Source organism: Pantoea phosphatilytica (genome assembly GCF_051025615.1).
Classification (GTDB): Bacteria; Pseudomonadota; Gammaproteobacteria; order Enterobacterales; family Enterobacteriaceae; genus Pantoea.
Map to the genome: position 1 here is coordinate 1,396,003 of NZ_JBPFDF010000001.1, position 16,914 is coordinate 1,412,916.

Genomic DNA, 16,914 nt, shown 5'->3' on the forward strand with positions numbered 1-16,914 from the left:
TTTAAGCGTAACACTTCAGCAGCCGGAAGCCAGAGGCGGGATAGCAGGGTTACGCTGGCGGGGGCGATAGCCTGCCCCGCCAGCGGTTGGTCAGCGGAAATTAACCGGCGGGGAGTCGGGCTTTCTCTTCATTGAGATCCTGCTGAATGCCGTCGCGGACATCCTGCGGGATTTTCAGGGCGTCGCCCAGCGCAGAGAGATAGCTGCGCTCCATAAAGTGATCGATGTCGATAGCTGCACAGCTCAGGAAATAGAGCTCCAGCGCCTCCTCCTCATTTCTGACATCGGCGGCCAGCCACTGCGGGTCGAGCGGGCGGTTCATCGCCCTCTGGATCAGCTGTTCCGCCTCCTGACCGTAGCCGGACTGATGAATATTCTGTTCGATGGCGGCGCGCTCCTGATCGTCAATGTGCCCGTCGCTTTTGGCGGCAAACACCAGCGCCGTGACCAGGCGTTCAGCTCGTTTATCGATCGGCGTCTGCGCCACCCCAAAGTCAGGTTCGTTCTGGTGCGCTTCGCTGACCCGCTGCTTATATTTGCTCCACAGCACTGCGCCTGCGGCGGCCCCACCGCCAATTATCAGGGCTTTGCCACCATATTTCGTCAGCAGCTTTCGCGACGATTTACTGGCGACCAGCATCCCGGCCAGACCGCCCAGCGCACCGGGCGCGAGCATATCGCTTAAGCTGCCGCCCGCTTTACCCTCGCCCTTTTTTGCCAGCACGGACTGAATCTGTTGCAACCAGTTAGTCATCATCCACTCCTTTTACAGTGTCAGCCTGCTATCCTGGCGAAACGGATGTCAGGAAACGTCAGAGCGGGAAAAGTAAGGCAAACGGCAGCGTGACCAGGAGGAAGGATGAGAACGCAAACGTTTTCGTTTATACTGCGGCCGAATTCTGACTGCTTAGGTGAATGTATGACAACTCTCGGAACCGCGCTGCGCCCGGCAGCGACGCGCGTGATGTTATTAGGTTCAGGTGAACTGGGAAAAGAGGTGGCGCTGGAGTGTCAGCGTCTGGGGGTAGAGGTGATCGCGGTGGATCGTTACGCCGATGCGCCAGCGATGCACGTCGCGCATCGCAGCTATGTGATCAATATGCTCGATGGCGCAGCCCTGGCCGCGCTGATTGCAGAAGAGAAACCTGACTTTGTCGTACCGGAAATCGAGGCGATCGCCACCGATATGCTGGTTGAGCTTGAGCAGCAGGGTCAGCGCGTCGTGCCGACCGCCCGTGCCGCCCGGCTGACGATGAATCGCGAGGGCATCCGTCGTCTGGCCGCCGAAGAGTTATCCCTGCCGACCTCCCGCTACTGCTTTGCCGACAGCAAGGCGAGCTTCGATGACGCCGCCGCCGGAATCGGCTTCCCCTGTATCGTGAAGCCGGTCATGAGTTCATCCGGAAAAGGCCAGAGCTTTATCCGCGACGCCAGCCAGCTTGATCAGGCGTGGGAGTATGCGCAACAGGGTGGCCGCGCCGGTGCCGGTCGCGTCATCGTCGAAGGCGTGGTGAATTTCGACTTTGAGATCACCCTGCTGACCATCAGCGCGGTTGACGGCATTCATTTCTGTGCGCCGATTGGTCACCGTCAGGAGGATGGCGACTATCGCGAATCCTGGCAGCCGCAGCAGATGAGCGATGTGGCGCTGCAGCGGGCGCAGGATGTGGCCGCGCAGGTGGTGAAGGCGCTGGGCGGCTATGGCCTGTTTGGCGTTGAGCTGTTCGTCTGCGGTGATGAGGTGGTCTTCAGCGAAGTGTCGCCACGTCCTCACGACACCGGGATGGTGACGCTGATTTCGCAGGATCTGTCAGAGTTTGCGCTCCACGTCCGGGCATTTCTCGGTCTGCCGATTGGCGGGATCCGCCAGTATGGTCCGTCCGCGTCCGCCGTGATCCTGCCGCAGCTGACCAGCCAGAACGTACAGTTTGTGAATGTGGAAGCGGCGCTGGGTGCGGGCCTGCAACTGCGCCTGTTCGGTAAGCCGGAGATCAGCGGGCAGCGTCGTCTGGGCGTTGCGCTGGCCAGCGGTGACAGCACCACTCAGGCGATTGCGCGTGCGGTTGCCAGCGCAGCGGCGGTCACCGTTCAGGGGTAACGGTGTGCGGTGAGCCGAAGCTCACCGCCATCACTTACTTCGCGCCCTCGACCGCTTCGCGGGCCAGGCGGGTGATGCGATCCCAGTCGCCCGCTTCCAGCGCGTCGTTTGGCACCAGCCAGGAGCCGCCGATACACAGTACGCTTTTCAGCGCCAGATAGTCGCGGTAGTTCGCAGGCGAGATACCGCCGGTCGGGCAGAAACGCACCTGCGGGAAAGGTCCGCCAATCGCCTGCAGCGCCTTCACCCCGCCATTCGCTTCCGCCGGGAAAAACTTGAACTCGCGCAGACCGTAATCCATGCCGGTCATTAATTCAGAGACGGTGCTGATCCCCGGGATCAGGGGAACCGGTCCCTCGACGGCGGCTTTCAGTAACGATTCGGTCACGCCAGGGCTGATGACAAACTGTGCACCCGCGTCGGTAACTTCCTGCAGCTGCTGCGGGTTGATGACCGTGCCCGCGCCCACGATCGCCTCCGGCACCTCTTTGATCATCGCACGTAAGGCATCCATGGCGACGGGCGTGCGCAGCGTGACTTCCAGCACTTTAACGCCGCCCGCCACCAGCGCCTTCGCCATCGGCACCGCATGTTCCAGTTTATTGACAACGATGACCGGCACCACAGGTCCGGTGGTCAGAATCTGTTCAGCACTCATTTTCCAGTTTTTCATCAGTTCCCCTTGCTTGATAACACCGGGATTGCGGCCCGGTCATGGAGCATCCGCTCCTGCCCTGTAAGTTGCGTCACTACCATACATGATCCCCTTCCTGAGCGTCTATCATCCTGCCGCCATTTTGAAACAGCAGTTCACTTTTCTCTCTCCGGCGGGCTGACGCAGGGCGAAAAAAAAGCCCGCGTTGCGGGCTTCATCATGACGTGGGTTATTCAAACTCGTTCCACGAGCGACCATCGCGGGTGATCATCGCGACCGAGGCCACCGGGCCCCAGGTGCCCGCCTGATACGGTTTGGAGGAGTCGCCATCGGCAGCCCAGGCGTTGATAATGGAATCCACATAGGTCCATGCGGCTTCCACCTCATCACGGCGGACGAACAGCGCCTGAATACCCCGCATACTCTCCAGCAACAGACGCTCGTAGGCATCGGCCAGATGTGACTGGTTAAAGGTCTCGGAGTAGCTCAGGTCCAGCTTGGTGGTCTGCAGTTTGTGCTTATGATCCAGACCCGGCACTTTGTTCAGGATTTCGATATCCACCCCTTCATCCGGCTGCAGACGGATCGTCAGCTTGTTCTGCGGCAGCTCAGAGTAGGAATCCTTGAACAGGTTCATCTCCGGGTTTTTGAAGTACACCACGACTTCGGAGCATTTGGTCGGCAGACGCTTACCGGTACGCAGGTAGAAGGGTACGCCCGCCCAGCGCCAGTTGTCGATATCCACCCGAATCGCCACAAAGGTCTCCGTTGAGCTGGACTTATTGGCCCCCTCTTCTTCCAGGTAGCCCGGCACTTTTTTACCCTGCACGAAGCCCGCGGTGTACTGACCACGAACGGTTTTCTCGCGCACGTTGGTCTGGTCGATACGGCGCAGCGAGCGCAGCACTTTGACTTTCTCGTCACGGATGCTGTCGGCGCTGAGATCGGACGGTGGTGACATGGCGATCATGGTCAGGATCTGCAGCAGGTGGTTCTGGATCATGTCGCGCATCTGACCCGCTTTGTCGAAGTAACCCCAGCGGCCTTCGATCCCCACCTCTTCTGCCACGGTGATCTGCACATGGTCGATGGTGCGGTTATCCCAGTTGTTGACGAAGATAGAGTTAGCAAAGCGCAGCGCCAGCAGGTTCAGCACGGTCTCTTTGCCAAGATAGTGGTCGATACGGAACACCTGGCTCTCATCAAAATATTCGCCAACGCTGTCGTTGATCTCCTGCGACGTTTCCAGTGAGGTGCCCAGCGGCTTCTCCATGACCACACGCGCCGGCTTCGCATTCAGCTTCGCGGTGCCCAGCCCCTGACAGATCGCGCCAAAGGTGCTTGGCGGCATCGCAAAGTAGTTAATGGTGGTGCGGTTCTTCTGGTCCAGCATCTTGCCCAGTTTCGGGAAGTGCGTGGTGTCGTTGACATCGAGGTTGCAGAAGTCGAGACGATTGCTGAGTTTGTCCCACAGCGCTTCGTCAATCTTCTCCTTCATGAAGGTTTCCAGTGCTTCACGTACCACTTTGGTGTATTCCGCTTTGTCCCACTCAGCACGGCCCACCCCAATGATGCGGGTTTCAGCGTGGATCTGACCCGCTTTCTCTAACTGATACAGTGAAGGCAACAGTTTACGGCGTGCAAGATCGCCTTTGGCACCGAAAATCACCAGATCGCATGCCTGGGCTGTTTGTGTTACCGCCATTTTCCTCTCCTCATTGCAGGATAGTCCGGTGGGGATGCATCCTCTGCCACCGGGTCCAGGTTATTATTTTACTGAGCACACTCTACTTTTTTCCCCGCGCCAGGTAAACCGACTCGCCGGGTCAACCGCATTAACTCTGTACCGGATAAGCGCAGTGCGTGTGATGACCCGTGCGGATGGCCGTTTTTTTCTGTTTCTGCTGGTGTCAGGAAAATCTGACGCGGGTCAAAGTATCTCAAATCAGCAGCCAATCGGCTTGTCCGCCGTTGCGCTTGCCGGCTGCTGACGCGATATAGTCTCTGTTATTCCGCAGCGACGACAGTGATAATTGAAATTGATAAAAGTGATGATGGTCATTGCCTTATGAATATGCTGGAAAAGATTGAGGCGCAGTTCGCTGCGCTGAGCAAAGCGGAACAGAAAGTCGCCCGGCAGATTCTGGCCGCGCCACAGGCAGCGATGCACTCCAGCATTGCAACGCTGGCGCGGGAAGCCTGCGTCAGCGAACCCAGCGTGAATCGCTTCTGCCATCGGCTGGGCGCACGCGGCTTTCCCGACTTCAAACTGCATCTGGCGCAGAGCCTGGTAACAGGCAGCAGCTGGGTCAGCCGGGGCGTGGCAGACGATGATGACGCAGAGAGCTATAGCCACAAAATCTTCGACTCGGCGCTGGCCGGGCTGCAGCAGGTGCGGGATCAGCTGAACAGCGTCCATCTGCAGCAGGCGGTCACCCGGCTGGCGCAGGCCGACAAACTCGCCTTTTTTGGTCTGGGTGCTTCCGGCGTGGTGGCGCATGACGCTTTTACAAAGTTTCTGCGCTTTAATCTGCCGGTCATCTGGTCGGACGATATTGTGATCCAGCGCATGAGTTGCATAAATAGTCGAGCCGGTGACGTTTTTGTTCTCATTTCGCATACTGGGCGCACAAAAAATATGATAGAACTGGCTCGCCTGGCCCGTGTAAACGGTTCCACCGTTATTGCCATCACCTCTCCCGATTCACCCCTGGCCCGTGAAGCAGCGATCGCTTTAGTGCTTGATGTACCGGAAGATACTGATGTCTATTTGCCGATGGTATCGCGCCTGGCCCAGCTGACCGTGATCGATGTTCTGGCGACCGGTTATACCCTGGAACGGGGAGCGCCCTTCCGGGAAAACCTGAAACGCGTGAAAGAAGCGTTGAAAGCGTCGCGTTACGAAAAGCCCACACTGCGGGAAGAGGATGAGCAGCAAAAAAATTAACATCACATTTACAATGTGAGTCGTATCACAACCCGTCGATCATATAGAATAGATAACCATGTTGTGTCCTCCCACCGGGACACGCTTAAATGTTTACGGAGTCCTCGATGTCAAGACGTCTCAGAAGAACCAAAATCGTTACAACCCTCGGCCCGGCAACCGATCGTGATAATAACCTCGAAAAAATCATCGCAGCTGGCGCGAACGTTGTACGACTCAACTTCTCTCACGGCACACCGGAAGATCATCAGCTACGTGCCGATAAAGTGCGCGAGATCGCCGCAAAACTGGGGCGCCATGTCGCCATCCTCGGTGACCTGCAGGGCCCGAAAATCCGCGTGTCGACCTTTAAAGAAGGCAAAGTTTTCCTGAATATCGGCGACCGTTTCCTGCTGGATGCCAGCCTGGGTAAAGGCGAAGGTGATAAAGAGCGCGTCGGTATCGACTATAAAGGGCTGCCGGAAGATGTGGTGCCGGGCGATATCCTGCTGCTGGATGATGGCCGCGTGCAGCTGAAAGTGCTGGAAGTTCAGCAGATGAAGGTTTTCACCGAAGTGACCGTAGGTGGCCCGCTGTCGAACAACAAAGGCATTAACAAGCTGGGCGGCGGTCTGTCGGCGGAAGCGCTGACTGAGAAAGATAAGGCGGATATCATCACCGCTGCGAAGATTCAGGTCGATTATCTGGCCGTCTCCTTCCCACGCTGTGGCGAAGATATGAACCTGGCACGCCGCCTGGCGCGCGAAGCGGGCTGTGACGCGAAGCTGGTCGCTAAAGTGGAACGTGCCGAAGCGGTCGCGACGCAGGAAGCGATGGATGACATCATTCTGGCCTCCGACGTGGTGATGGTGGCGCGTGGCGATCTGGGCGTTGAAATTGGCGATCCGGAACTGGTCGGCATCCAGAAAGCGCTGATCCGCCGCGCGCGTCAGCTCAACCGCACCATTATTACCGCCACGCAGATGATGGAGTCGATGATCACCAATCCGATGCCTACCCGTGCCGAAGTAATGGACGTGGCGAACGCCGTGCTGGATGGCACGGACGCGGTCATGCTCTCCGCGGAAACCGCAGCGGGCCAGTATCCGGCGGAAACCGTCTCGGCGATGGCGAAGGTTTGCCTGGGCGCAGAGAAGATCCCCAGCGTTAACGTCTCCAAGCACCGTCTGGATGTACAGTTCGACAACATCGAAGAGGCGATCGCGATGTCCTCGATGTACGCCGCGAACCATCTGCAGGGCGTCACAGCGATCATCACCATGACCGAGTCGGGCCGTACCCCGCTGATGACCTCACGCATCACATCGGGCCTGCCGATTTTTGCCATGTCACGCCATGAGCGCACGCTGAACCTGACCGCGCTCTACCGTGGCGTTACGCCGGTCTTCTTCGACAGCAACAACGATGGTGTCGCAGCGGCCCACGATGCGGTTAACCTGCTGCGCGACAAGGGCTTCCTGGTGTCCGGTGATCTGGTCATCGTGACGCAGGGTGATGTGATGGGTGCGACCGGCACCACCAACACGTCGCGTGTACTGCGAGTGGATTAATTGAGCCCGGGTTGACAGTGTCAGTGTAGAATCAATAACGCGACTGCCTGGCAGTCGCGTTTTCTTTTCTGACAAGGAGGCCAGATGGCCCGTTTTCACCCCATCAGCCAGCTTACCGGCCGAATTTTGCTCTTCCCTCTGGCGTTAGTGCTGTTCGAATTTGCCACCTATATTGCGCATGACATGATCCAGCCGGGTATGCTGATCGTCACCCGCGAATTTTCCGTCGGCCCGGAATGGGTCTCTACCTCCCTGACCGCCTATCTGATTGGCGGCGTGGTGCTGCAATGGCTGCTCGGCCCCCTCTCTGATAAATATGGCCGTCGTCCGGTGATGCTCTCCGGCATCCTCTTCTTTGCCGTTGCCTGCATCCTGACCCACTGGGTCAGCTCGATTGAAGAGTTTGTCACTCTGCGCTTTATTCAGGGCATCAGCCTCTGCTTTATCGGCGCGGTGGGTTATGCGGCGATTCAGGAGGCATTTGATGAGGCACTCGCGGTGCGCATGATGGCGCTGATGGCCAACGTCGCGCTGCTGGCTCCGCTGGCTGGCCCGCTGGCCGGTGCCGCCTGGCTCACCCTGGGCAGCTGGCGCAGCATGTTCTGGCTGTTTGCCGCCTGCAGCGTGGTGGCGTTTGTGGTGCTCTGGCGCGTGATGCCGGAAACCGCCGGCGACCGCAGTCACTCTATCGCCCTGCCCAATCTGGCACGTAACTATGGGCGGCTGATGAAAGATCGGCTGGTGATGTCCGGCTCCTTTGCCATCGGGCTGGTATTTATTCCGATCCTGACCTGGGTGGCGCTTTCCCCGGTCATCCTGATGCATGACGAGGGATTATCCCGCATGCAGTATGCTCTGCTGCAGCTGCCGGTATTTATGGCGATGATTGCGGGCAACCTGACGCTGAGTAAGCTGGCGGGTCGGGTGCCGATTGAGCGGCCGGTGATCTTCGCCGCCTGGCCGATCCTGATCGGCCTCACACTGGCGCTGGTGGCGAGCCTGCTCAACAGCCACGCCTGGCTGCTGGTGACGGCCGGGCTGAGCCTCTACGCCTTTGGCGCGGGGATGGTCAACGCCGGGCTCTATCGCCTGACACTCTACGCCAGTCAGGAAGGTAAAGGCAGCGTGGCGGCAATGCTGGGGATGATCAGTATTCTGACGCTGGCGGTGGGGATTGAACTGGCGAAGAGCGGTTACTTCAGCGGCGGTATGCTGTGGTTCTGCCTGATTAACTTTATCAGCGGCGTGCTCTGGTTCGGGCTGGTGAAGCTGTTTATGCGCGAGCGTAAACGCCGCAGCACGCTGGAGGCGTTGTAACACTGCGCACAGCGTGGTGTGACGGGCGTAGAGGACGGGAGGCCAGGGAGACAGCGTCAGCTCCGTGGCCGGCACGCTCTCCTGTTCTCTGCGTTTCTGGTTGTTCGCCGGACGCGGTCGACTGAGCGAGAATAAAAAAGGCCGCTTATGCGGCCTTTCTGCTATTTGCGCGGATAGAGCTCTTTGCGCGAATAGGGTTCGATATCACCCTCTTTGCGGGTCTTGAGCAGCTTCAGTATCCAGGTGTACTGCTCGGGATGCGGACGGACAAACACCTCCACTTCCTCATTCATCCGGCGCGCCAGCTGGCGATCGTCGGCTTCCAGCAGGTCATCCATCGGCGGACGCACATAGATCTCAAGTTTATGTGTTTCGCTGTTATAGACCGGGAACAGCGGCACCACGCGGGCGCGGCACACCTTCATCAGTCGGCCGACTGCAGGCAGCGTCGCTTTGTAGGTCGCGAAGAAATCGACAAACTCGCTGTGCTCTGCGCCGTGGTCCTGATCGGGCAGATAGTAGCCCCAGTAGCCCTGCCGAACCGAGCTGATGAAAGGTTTAATCCCGTCATTACGGGCATGCATCCGGCCGCCAAAGCGACGACGCGCGGTGTTCCAGGCGTAGTCCAGCAGCGGGTCACTCTGATTGTGGAACATCGCGGCCATTTTCTGGCCTTCTGACGCCAGCAGCATGGCGGGAATATCCACCGCCCAGCCGTGTGGCACCAGGAAAATCACATTCTGCTGGTCGGCCTTCATCTGATCGATGATCTCGCGGCCGTGCCACTCCACGCGCTCACGGATGCGCGCCGGATCGCGCAGAACCAGCTCGGTCATCATGGTCATCGCCTGCGGCGCGGTCGCAAACATCTCATCGACCACCGTGGCACGCTGCGCCTCGCTGAGTTCCGGCAGACAGTAATAGAGGTTAATCAGCGCACGGCGACGTGCCCCTTTTGCCAGCTTACCGGCAAAGCGGCCTAAACGGCCCAGCAGCGGATCACGTACTTTTGGCGGCAGATAAGCCAGTCCGGCCAGCGCACCAATTGCCAGCCAGCTGCCCCAGTATTTAGGTTTCAGAAAAGAACGTTCAAAAACGGGAATAAATTCAATGTTATTTTTTTTACGGGTTTCCATGCACTCGCCTCAAGCAATGAGCGGCTAATGATAGTGACCACCTGAAAATTTGCAATCATCCTGCGCCAGATAGCAAAAAACCGACGGTAAACCGTCGGTTTTCTGGCGAGCTGACGAATCTGCTTACTTCAGGCCGAGCTGAGGCAGCCAGGATTTCACCTGGGCCAGATAATCGCTGCGCGCTTTGCCCGTCAGACCTTCCATACGTGGAAGTTTAGCTGTTAACGGATTCACCGCCTGATTATTGATCCAGATTTCAAAATGTAGGTGCGGCCCGGTTGAGCGTCCGGTGTTTCCTGACAGACCAATTCGGTCGCCACGCTTCACCTTCTGGCCAGGCTTCACCAGCACTTTCTTCATATGCATATAGCGCGTCATGTACTGACGGCCATGACGAATCGCCACGTAGTTGCCGGCAGCACCGCCATTTTTCGCCACGACGATCTCGCCATCCCCCACGGCCAGTACCGGCGTGCCGATTGGCAGGGCAAAGTCGACGCCTTTGTGTGGCGCAATACGCCCGGTGACCGGATTAAGACGACGCGGATTAAAGTTCGATGAAACCCGATACTGCTTCACGGTCGGGAAACGCATAAAGCCACGCGCCAGACCGGAACCGCTGCGGTCGTAGAACTTGCCATCTTCGGCACGGAAGGCGTAGTAGTCTTTACCACCGCTGCGCAGGCGGACGCCCAGCAACTGGCTCTGCGCACTCTTTCCATCCAGCATTTCGCGTGACATCAGTACGCTGAACTGGTCGCCTGCACGGAGCTTACGGAAATCCATCTGCCACTGCAGCGCCTTAATGACACTGCTGGCTTCGGCACCTGTCAGCCCGGCACGCTGCGCGCTGGCCGCGAAACTGCCACGCACTTCGCCCTGCATCACGCTGTTACGCCACTCACCCTTCTGCATCTCGGCGCTCATCGTAAAGCCGCCTTTCGGGTTGCGCTCATAAGTGCGGGTTTCGCGGCGGGAGATCTCCCAGCTCAGGGTTTTCAGGCCGCCATCATCATCCAGCGTCCAGCTCAGTTGCTGACCGACCTGCAGATTACGCAGATCGCGATCGCTCACCACCAGCGCATTAATGTCGCCAATGTCGATGCCATACTGATTCAGGGCACTGCTGAGCGTGTCACCGGAGGAGACGGTATAGTCGTGGACGCCTGCGGTGTCCGGCACGTCGGTGTCGACATCGTCTGCTGGCAACTCTTCGTCCGGTTCCGGTGTGCTCTGATCGATTGGCTCACTGGCTTCCGGCAGCAGCGTACGAAGTTCGTTTTTATCCAGGTCGATGGTTTTGACGACAGGCGCCACGTCATCGGTGGGATGGTAAACATAAGGCCGCCAGACAGCGACGGCCAGAGTAACAACGGTTAATGAACCCAGCATAACGCGGTGGGGGCGCGGCAAATTGTTAAATGCGAGGGCGACAGAGCGGGCTATCTGCTGCACTTTTACCTATTCCTCATGCTCCTTTCAGGCAGCTTTCATACTGGCTCGACAGTTGTGAGAGGAATTTCACATAGCTGTCTTTGGCTAAGCTGATGTCTGTGCCCAGGGGGTCGAGCGTGCCTTTACGCACCTGCGTTCCGCGGGCAACAGCATCGATGACTGCTGGCCTGAATTGTGGCTCAGCAAAGACGCAGACCGCCTTTTGCTCAACCAACTGTGTTCGTATCTGGTGTAAACGCTGAGCGCCCGGTTGAATTTCAGGATTTACGGTAAAGTGCCCGGCAGGCGAGAGACCGTACTGTTTTTCAAAATATGTGTAAGCGTCGTGAAAAACGAAATATCCTTTATTTTTAACCGGAGCGAGTTGTGCGCTGACGCGTTTGTTCGTGTCTGCCAACGCTACCTCAAACTGCTGGAGGTTGGCGTCAAGTTTGGCTTTATCTTGCGGCATAAGTTCCAATAATTTTCCATGGATTGCAACCGCAGTCTTACGCGCAATCTCTGGCGACAACCACAGGTGCATATTAAACTCGCCATGATGATGGTGATGAGCCTCAGCCGCCTGTTCTTCAGATTTTTCCGCTGCGTGCTCATCTTCATCTTCACCGCCGCTAATCAATAACGGTTTTACGCCGTCGATGTTCACCATGGCGAGATTTTTCTGTGCCGGCAGTTCGGCCACCGATTTGGCCATAAAGGCTTCCATTTCCGGCCCGACCCAGACGACTAAGTCTGCGTTTTTTAAGCGTTTTGCATCAGAGGGACGCAGGGAGTAGTCATGCTCAGAGGCCCCGTCCGGCAGCAGCACTTCGACCGGCGTTACCCCGTCCGCAATGGCGGAAGCGATGAAGCCGACCGGTTTGATAGATGCCACCACGGCAGAGTGTGCGGGAAGGCTTAACAAAGCGGTAACGGATAAAGCCGATAAGGCGAAAATTGCGCCCTTTTTATTATGTAACATATTGCGTCATTCCATCGTGACCATGAAGTGGAATGTGATATTATAACATTCGAAATTCTGTGCAACCTGTAAATACTATGACCTCACTTGTCACGCTCGAAAACGTTTCGATAAAATTTAACCAGCGTAATGTGTTGTCAGGCGTCAGCCTGGCCTTGCAGCCTGGTCGCATTCTCACCCTTCTGGGCCCCAATGGTGCCGGAAAATCCACCCTGGTCCGCGTTGTGCTTGGCCTGCTCGTCCCGGGGAGCGGCACTGTTCAGCGTCTGCCCGGCCTGCGTGTCGGCTATGTTCCTCAGAAACTGCACATCGACCCGACCCTGCCGGTTACGGTTGAACGCTTTATGCGTCTGACGCGGGGCAGTAAAAGCGCCGATATCCTGCCCGCCCTGAAGCGGGTGCAGGCGGGCCATCTGCTCCATTCACCATTGCAGAAGCTCTCGGGTGGCGAAACCCAGCGAGTGCTGCTGGCGCGTGCGCTGCTGAATCAGCCTCAGCTGCTGGTACTGGATGAACCGACTCAGGGCGTGGATGTGAACGGTCAGGTTGCGCTCTATGATCTGATTAATCAGCTGCGCGTTGAGCTGAACTGCGGCGTGCTGATGGTCTCCCACGACCTGCACCTGGTGATGGCGAAAACCGACGAAGTTCTCTGCCTGAACCATCACATCTGCTGTTCCGGCACGCCCGAGGCGGTCTCACAGCATCCGGAGTTTATCGCGATGTTCGGCCCGCGCGGTGCACAGGAGCTGGCGATCTATCGTCACCATCATAATCACCGTCACGACCTTCAGGGACGTATCGTTTTACGCAAAGGACAGGGTTCATCATGATTGAGTTGTTATTACCGGGCTGGATTGGCGGCGTGATGCTGGCGCTGGCGGCCGGCCCGCTGGGTTCGTTTGTGGTCTGGCGCAAGATGTCCTACTTTGGCGATACGCTGGCGCACGCCTCGCTGCTCGGCGTAGCCTTTGGCCTGCTGCTGAACGTGAACCCCTACTACGCGGTGATTCTGGTGACCGTCTGCCTGGCGCTGGGGCTGGTCTGGCTGGAGCGTCGTCCGCATCTGGCTATTGATACCCTGCTGGGGATTATGGCGCACAGCGCCCTGTCGCTGGGCCTGGTGGTGGTCAGCCTGATGAAGAACGTGCGTGTGGATCTGATGGCTTATCTGTTTGGCGATCTGCTGGCGGTGACGCCGGACGATCTCTGGATGATGGGCGGCGGCGTAGTTGTCGTGCTGCTGGTGATGGCGTGGCAGTGGCGTGCCCTGCTGTCGATGACCATCAGCCCGGAACTGGCCCAGGTCGATGGCGTGAATATTCAGCGCACCCGGCTGATCCTGATGCTGGTCACGGCGCTGACCATCGGGGTGGCCATGAAGTTTGTCGGCGCGCTGATTATCACCTCACTGCTGATCATCCCGGCCGCAACCGCCCGCCGTTTCGTGCGTTCGCCGGAAGGCATGGCGGCTACCGCCGTGATTATCGGGGTGATAGCCGTCACTGGCGGCCTTACCTTCTCCGCCTTCTACGACACCCCCGCCGGTCCGTCCGTGGTGCTCTGCGCCGCCATCCTGTTCATCATCAGCATGGTGCGCAAACCGGCGATGTAACTACTCTTCGCGCGTGATGCCGAAGTGACGGTAAGCATGCTGCGTGGCAAGACGGCCACGCGGCGTGCGCTGAATGAATCCCTGCTGAATCAGGAAGGGTTCAATCACATCTTCGATGGTTTCGCGCTCTTCACCGATCGCGGCCGCGAGGTTATCCAGCCCCACTGGCCCGCCCATAAACTTGTCAATGATCGCCAGCAGCAGCTTGCGGTCCATGTAATCGAACCCTTCGCTGTCGACGTTAAGCATATCGAGCGCGCTGCAGGAGACCTCACCGCTGAGATCGCCATTGGCCCGCACCTCGGCAAAGTCGCGCACCCGGCGCAGCAGGCGGTTGGCGATACGCGGTGTGCCGCGTGCACGGCGGGCAATCTCCAGCGCCCCGTCGTCACTCAGCGCCAGGCCGAGGCAGGCGGCGCTGCGGCCCACGATGTGCTGCAGATCTTTTACCTGATAGAACTCCAGCCGCTGGACAATGCCAAACCGGTCGCGCAGCGGCGACGTCAGCGAGCCTGCACGGGTCGTGGCACCGATCAGGGTAAACGGCGGCAGGTCGAGCTTGATCGAGCGCGCAGCGGGCCCTTCACCAATCATGATGTCCAGCTGATAATCTTCCATCGCCGGATAGAGCACCTCTTCCACCACCGGTGAGAGGCGGTGGATTTCATCGATAAACAGCACGTCATGCGGTTCGAGGTTGGTCAGCATTGCGGCCAGATCGCCCGCCTTCTCCAGCACCGGACCTGAGGTGGTGCGCAGATTGACGCCCATCTCATTGGCTACGATGTTCGCCAGGGTGGTTTTTCCCAGCCCCGGCGGCCCGAAGATCAGCAGATGGTCGAGCGCATCGCCACGCAGCTGCGCCGCCTTGATGAAAATCTCCATCTGCTCACGCACCTGCGGCTGACCGACATACTCGTTCAGCAGTTTCGGACGAATGGCGCGGTCGATTAACTCTTCTTCGTTAACGCTGGCAGCAGAGACCAGACGGTCGGCTTCAATCATGACTTACCTCAAATGGCGGCGCGGAGTGCTTCGCGGATCAGCGTTTCGCAATCCGCATCCGGTCGACCGACTTTACTGATCATACGGCTCGCTTCCTGCGGTTTATAACCCAGGGATACCAGCGCTGCAACCGCTTCGGATTCGGCGTCGTTCGTTTCCGGCTCCGGACCCGGCGTGGTGAGGGTAAAGGCAGAGTCGCCGCCAAACAGGTCGCCATGCATCCCCTTGAAGCGGTCCTTCATCTCTACCACCAGGCGCTCAGCGGTCTTTTTACCGACGCCCGGCAGTTTCACCAGCGAGGCGATCTCCTCTTTCTCCACCGCCGTGACAAACTGCTGCGCCGACATGCCGGAGAGGATCGCCAGCGCCAGCTTGGGCCCGACGCCGTTGACTTTGATTAACTCGCGAAACAGCGCGCGCTCCTGCTTGCTGTTGAAACCAAACAGCAGCTGGGCATCTTCACGCACCACGAAGTGGGTAAAGATCACCGCTTCCTGCTGAAGGTCAGGCAGCTCATAAAAACAGGTCATGGGCATGTGAATTTCATAGCCTACGCCGTGTGCCTCAAGCAGCACCAGTGGCGGCTGCTTTTCCAGAATATTGCCCCGTAAACGACCTATCACCTGAATGCTTCCTTAACTGACGAATGTGGCGGATTTTATAACATAAAAAAGGCTGGATGAATATCCAGCCTGAGAGTCAGCCCTGCGCGTGTGTTGCTAACCTGAGCGTAATCGCCCGCGCGTCAGCACCAGCTTGCTGTCACTCATCCGCGCTGCGTTCTGAGCGACGTGGCAGTGCGTGATGGCAATCGCCAGCGCATCGGCGGCATCCGCCTGGGGGTTGGCGGGCAGCTTGAGCAGGGTTCGCACCATGTGCTGCACCTGACTTTTTTCGGCGCTGCCGATGCCGACCACGGTCTGTTTAACCTGACGGGCGGCGTACTCAAATACCGGCAGATCGTGGTTCACCGCGGCCACAATGGCGGCCCCGCGCGCCTGGCCCAGCTTCAGCGCCGAGTCAGCATTCTTCGCCATAAACACCTGTTCGATGGCGAAGAAATCGGGTGAAAACTGCGTGATGATTTCGCAGACGCCCGCGTAGATCAGCTTCAGTCTGGCGGGCAGCTCGGCGGTATTGGTGCGGATACAGCCGCTGCCCAGATAGGTGAGCTGGCGGCCGGTCTGACGGATAACGCCATAACCGGTGATGCGTGAGCCGGGATCGATACCCAGGATAATCGACATTACGCCTCTCCGGTTAACGTGATGACAGCAGACGCCATTACAGCGTTTCCGCCACCTCGTCTGAGATTTCACCGTTGTGGTAAACCTCCTGCACATCGTCGCAATCTTCCAGCATGTCGATCAGACGCAGCAGTTTTGGTGCTGTTTCTGCATCCATTTCCGCTTTGGTGGTCGGGATCATCGACACTTCGGCGGTATCGGCTTTCAGGCCAGCCGCTTCCAGCGCATCACGCACCGTGCCCATCTCTTCCCAGGCGGTGAACACATCGATCGCGCCGTCGTCATAGCTGACAACATCTTCGGCGCCCGCTTCCAGTGCCGCTTCCATCACCGCATCCTCATCCTGACCCGGCGCATAGGAGATCACACCCCGTTTGTTGAACAGATAGGCGACCGAGCCGTCTGTGCCGAGGTTGCCACCGGTTTTAGTGAAGGCGTGACGCACTTCGCCCACGGTACGGTTACGGTTGTCGCTGAGGCATTCGATCATGATGGCAGAGCCGCCCGGACCGTAACCTTCATAGATGATGGTTTCCATGTTGGCGTTGTCTTCGCCGCCCACGCCACGGGCGATAGCGCGATCCATGGTGTCACGCGTCATGTTGTTCGCCAGCGCCTTATCCATTGCGGCACGCAGACGCGGGTTTGAGCCCGCATCACCACCGCCCAGCTTGGCGGCCGTCACCAGTTCACGAATGATTTTGGTGAAGATTTTGCCGCGCTTGGCGTCCTGTGCTGCCTTGCGGTGTTTGGTGTTTGCCCACTTACTGTGTCCAGCCATTTCTCTTTTCTCCGATCTTTTACAGGGTGCAGACTCTCTGCGCTGCGGACTGCGCCTCCGGCCCGGCTCTTACAGGATCTGCCTGTATGCCCGATAAGGGCGTCCCTGGCGGGGCGAGCTTCGTGAATCGTGCGCTGACGACGTCAC

16 protein-coding genes are annotated in these 16,914 nt (G+C 58.4%); 6 read left to right on the top strand and 10 right to left on the bottom strand.

The features are described from left to right. Positions 1 to 100: 100 nt before the first annotated feature. Entirely contained in the window at positions 101 to 754 is a 654-nt protein-coding gene (locus ACR6AS_RS06895) for a tellurite resistance TerB family protein (protein WP_111139772.1), read from the bottom strand. A 165-nt stretch (positions 755 to 919) separates the two neighbouring features. Between ACR6AS_RS06895 and purT the strand changes: the two genes are divergently transcribed. Beyond that, positions 920 to 2,098: a formate-dependent phosphoribosylglycinamide formyltransferase gene (gene purT, locus ACR6AS_RS06900; RefSeq protein WP_293771295.1), complete on the top strand. Its 1,179-nt coding sequence runs from the start codon at positions 920 to 922 to the stop codon at positions 2,096 to 2,098. 34 nt (positions 2,099 to 2,132) lie between these two features. Here the strand turns inward: purT and ACR6AS_RS06905 are convergent, their stop codons facing one another. Both ACR6AS_RS06905 and zwf read right to left on the bottom strand, forming a co-directional pair. Continuing rightward, positions 2,133 to 2,771 (bottom strand): bifunctional 4-hydroxy-2-oxoglutarate aldolase/2-dehydro-3-deoxy-phosphogluconate aldolase, encoded by a 639-nt coding sequence (locus ACR6AS_RS06905; protein WP_111139773.1) that lies wholly within the window; start codon positions 2,769 to 2,771, stop codon positions 2,133 to 2,135. A gap of 211 nt (positions 2,772 to 2,982) precedes the next feature. Further along, on the bottom strand, positions 2,983 to 4,458 hold the full coding sequence (zwf, locus tag ACR6AS_RS06910) for a glucose-6-phosphate dehydrogenase (protein ID WP_111139774.1): 1,476 nt from the start codon (positions 4,456 to 4,458) through the stop codon (positions 2,983 to 2,985). 363 nt (positions 4,459 to 4,821) lie between these two features. On the opposite strand from zwf, the gene hexR reads away from it, so the two are divergent. The 3 genes from hexR to ACR6AS_RS06925 all read left to right on the top strand — a co-directional run bounded on the left by hexR (position 4,822) and on the right by ACR6AS_RS06925 (position 8,567). Further along, positions 4,822 to 5,700 (top strand): transcriptional regulator HexR, encoded by an 879-nt coding sequence (hexR, locus tag ACR6AS_RS06915; RefSeq protein WP_293771301.1) that lies wholly within the window; start codon positions 4,822 to 4,824, stop codon positions 5,698 to 5,700. A gap of 107 nt (positions 5,701 to 5,807) precedes the next feature. After that, positions 5,808 to 7,250 carry a pyruvate kinase gene (gene pyk / locus ACR6AS_RS06920; RefSeq protein ID WP_111139775.1) on the top strand — a complete coding sequence of 481 codons (1,443 nt, stop codon included), beginning with the start codon at positions 5,808 to 5,810 and terminating at the stop codon, positions 7,248 to 7,250. 84 nt (positions 7,251 to 7,334) lie between these two features. Beyond that, positions 7,335 to 8,567: an MFS transporter gene (locus tag ACR6AS_RS06925; RefSeq protein WP_111139776.1), complete on the top strand. Its 1,233-nt coding sequence runs from the start codon at positions 7,335 to 7,337 to the stop codon at positions 8,565 to 8,567. 161 nt (positions 8,568 to 8,728) lie between these two features. Here the strand turns inward: ACR6AS_RS06925 and lpxM are convergent, their stop codons facing one another. The 3 genes from lpxM to znuA form a co-directional block, all read right to left on the bottom strand. Continuing rightward, positions 8,729 to 9,703: a lauroyl-Kdo(2)-lipid IV(A) myristoyltransferase gene (gene lpxM, locus ACR6AS_RS06930; protein ID WP_111139777.1), complete on the bottom strand. Its 975-nt coding sequence runs from the start codon at positions 9,701 to 9,703 to the stop codon at positions 8,729 to 8,731. 123 nt (positions 9,704 to 9,826) lie between these two features. Further along, complete coding sequence (gene mepM / locus ACR6AS_RS06935; protein WP_111139778.1) at positions 9,827 to 11,158, bottom strand: murein DD-endopeptidase MepM; 1,332 nt, start codon at positions 11,156 to 11,158, stop codon at positions 9,827 to 9,829. A 13-nt stretch (positions 11,159 to 11,171) separates the two neighbouring features. Beyond that, positions 11,172 to 12,119 carry a zinc ABC transporter substrate-binding protein ZnuA gene (znuA, locus tag ACR6AS_RS06940; protein ID WP_111139779.1) on the bottom strand — a complete coding sequence of 316 codons (948 nt, stop codon included), beginning with the start codon at positions 12,117 to 12,119 and terminating at the stop codon, positions 11,172 to 11,174. Between the two features lie 77 nt (positions 12,120 to 12,196). Here znuA and znuC point away from each other — a divergent pair, with 77 nt between their 5' ends. Both znuC and znuB read left to right on the top strand, forming a co-directional pair. Then, positions 12,197 to 12,952, top strand: a complete 756-nt coding sequence (znuC, locus tag ACR6AS_RS06945; RefSeq protein ID WP_111139780.1) for a zinc ABC transporter ATP-binding protein ZnuC — start codon at positions 12,197 to 12,199, stop codon at positions 12,950 to 12,952. Beyond that, positions 12,949 to 13,734, top strand: coding sequence for a zinc ABC transporter permease subunit ZnuB (gene znuB / locus ACR6AS_RS06950; RefSeq protein ID WP_293771312.1), 786 nt, complete (start codon positions 12,949 to 12,951; stop codon positions 13,732 to 13,734). Before znuC ends, znuB begins: the two co-directional genes overlap by 4 nt. On the opposite strand, the gene ruvB is transcribed toward znuB, so the two are convergent. The 4 genes from ruvB to ACR6AS_RS06970 form a co-directional block, all read right to left on the bottom strand. Beyond that, positions 13,735 to 14,739 carry a Holliday junction branch migration DNA helicase RuvB gene (gene ruvB / locus ACR6AS_RS06955; protein ID WP_111139782.1) on the bottom strand — a complete coding sequence of 335 codons (1,005 nt, stop codon included), beginning with the start codon at positions 14,737 to 14,739 and terminating at the stop codon, positions 13,735 to 13,737. 8 nt (positions 14,740 to 14,747) lie between these two features. Beyond that, on the bottom strand, positions 14,748 to 15,362 hold the full coding sequence (gene ruvA / locus ACR6AS_RS06960) for a Holliday junction branch migration protein RuvA (protein ID WP_111139783.1): 615 nt from the start codon (positions 15,360 to 15,362) through the stop codon (positions 14,748 to 14,750). A gap of 96 nt (positions 15,363 to 15,458) precedes the next feature. After that, positions 15,459 to 15,986: a crossover junction endodeoxyribonuclease RuvC gene (gene ruvC, locus ACR6AS_RS06965; protein WP_111139784.1), complete on the bottom strand. Its 528-nt coding sequence runs from the start codon at positions 15,984 to 15,986 to the stop codon at positions 15,459 to 15,461. A gap of 37 nt (positions 15,987 to 16,023) precedes the next feature. Further along, entirely contained in the window at positions 16,024 to 16,767 is a 744-nt protein-coding gene (locus ACR6AS_RS06970) for a YebC/PmpR family DNA-binding transcriptional regulator (protein WP_111139785.1), read from the bottom strand. Positions 16,768 to 16,914 lie beyond the last annotated feature (147 nt).

Bases quoted from the DNA above. Each gene is read 5' to 3' on its own strand.
- lpxM (WP_111139777.1), bottom strand. From the start codon at position 9,703: ATGGAAACCCGTAAAAAAAATAACATTGAATTTATTCCCGTTTTTGAA.
- znuB (WP_293771312.1), top strand. From the start codon at position 12,949: ATGATTGAGTTGTTATTACCGGGCTGGATTGGCGGCGTGATGCTGGCG.
- hexR (WP_293771301.1), top strand. From the start codon at position 4,822: ATGAATATGCTGGAAAAGATTGAGGCGCAGTTCGCTGCGCTGAGCAAA.
- ruvB (WP_111139782.1), bottom strand. From the start codon at position 14,739: ATGATTGAAGCCGACCGTCTGGTCTCTGCTGCCAGCGTTAACGAAGAA.
- ACR6AS_RS06905 (WP_111139773.1), bottom strand. From the start codon at position 2,771: ATGAAAAACTGGAAAATGAGTGCTGAACAGATTCTGACCACCGGACCT.
- purT (WP_293771295.1), top strand. From the start codon at position 920: ATGACAACTCTCGGAACCGCGCTGCGCCCGGCAGCGACGCGCGTGATG.
- ACR6AS_RS06925 (WP_111139776.1), top strand. From the start codon at position 7,335: ATGGCCCGTTTTCACCCCATCAGCCAGCTTACCGGCCGAATTTTGCTC.
- ruvC (WP_111139784.1), bottom strand. From the start codon at position 15,986: ATGTCGATTATCCTGGGTATCGATCCCGGCTCACGCATCACCGGTTAT.
- znuA (WP_111139779.1), bottom strand. From the start codon at position 12,119: ATGTTACATAATAAAAAGGGCGCAATTTTCGCCTTATCGGCTTTATCC.
- znuC (WP_111139780.1), top strand. From the start codon at position 12,197: ATGACCTCACTTGTCACGCTCGAAAACGTTTCGATAAAATTTAACCAG.
- ACR6AS_RS06895 (WP_111139772.1), bottom strand. From the start codon at position 754: ATGACTAACTGGTTGCAACAGATTCAGTCCGTGCTGGCAAAAAAGGGC.
- pyk (WP_111139775.1), top strand. From the start codon at position 5,808: ATGTCAAGACGTCTCAGAAGAACCAAAATCGTTACAACCCTCGGCCCG.
- zwf (WP_111139774.1), bottom strand. From the start codon at position 4,458: ATGGCGGTAACACAAACAGCCCAGGCATGCGATCTGGTGATTTTCGGT.
- ACR6AS_RS06970 (WP_111139785.1), bottom strand. From the start codon at position 16,767: ATGGCTGGACACAGTAAGTGGGCAAACACCAAACACCGCAAGGCAGCA.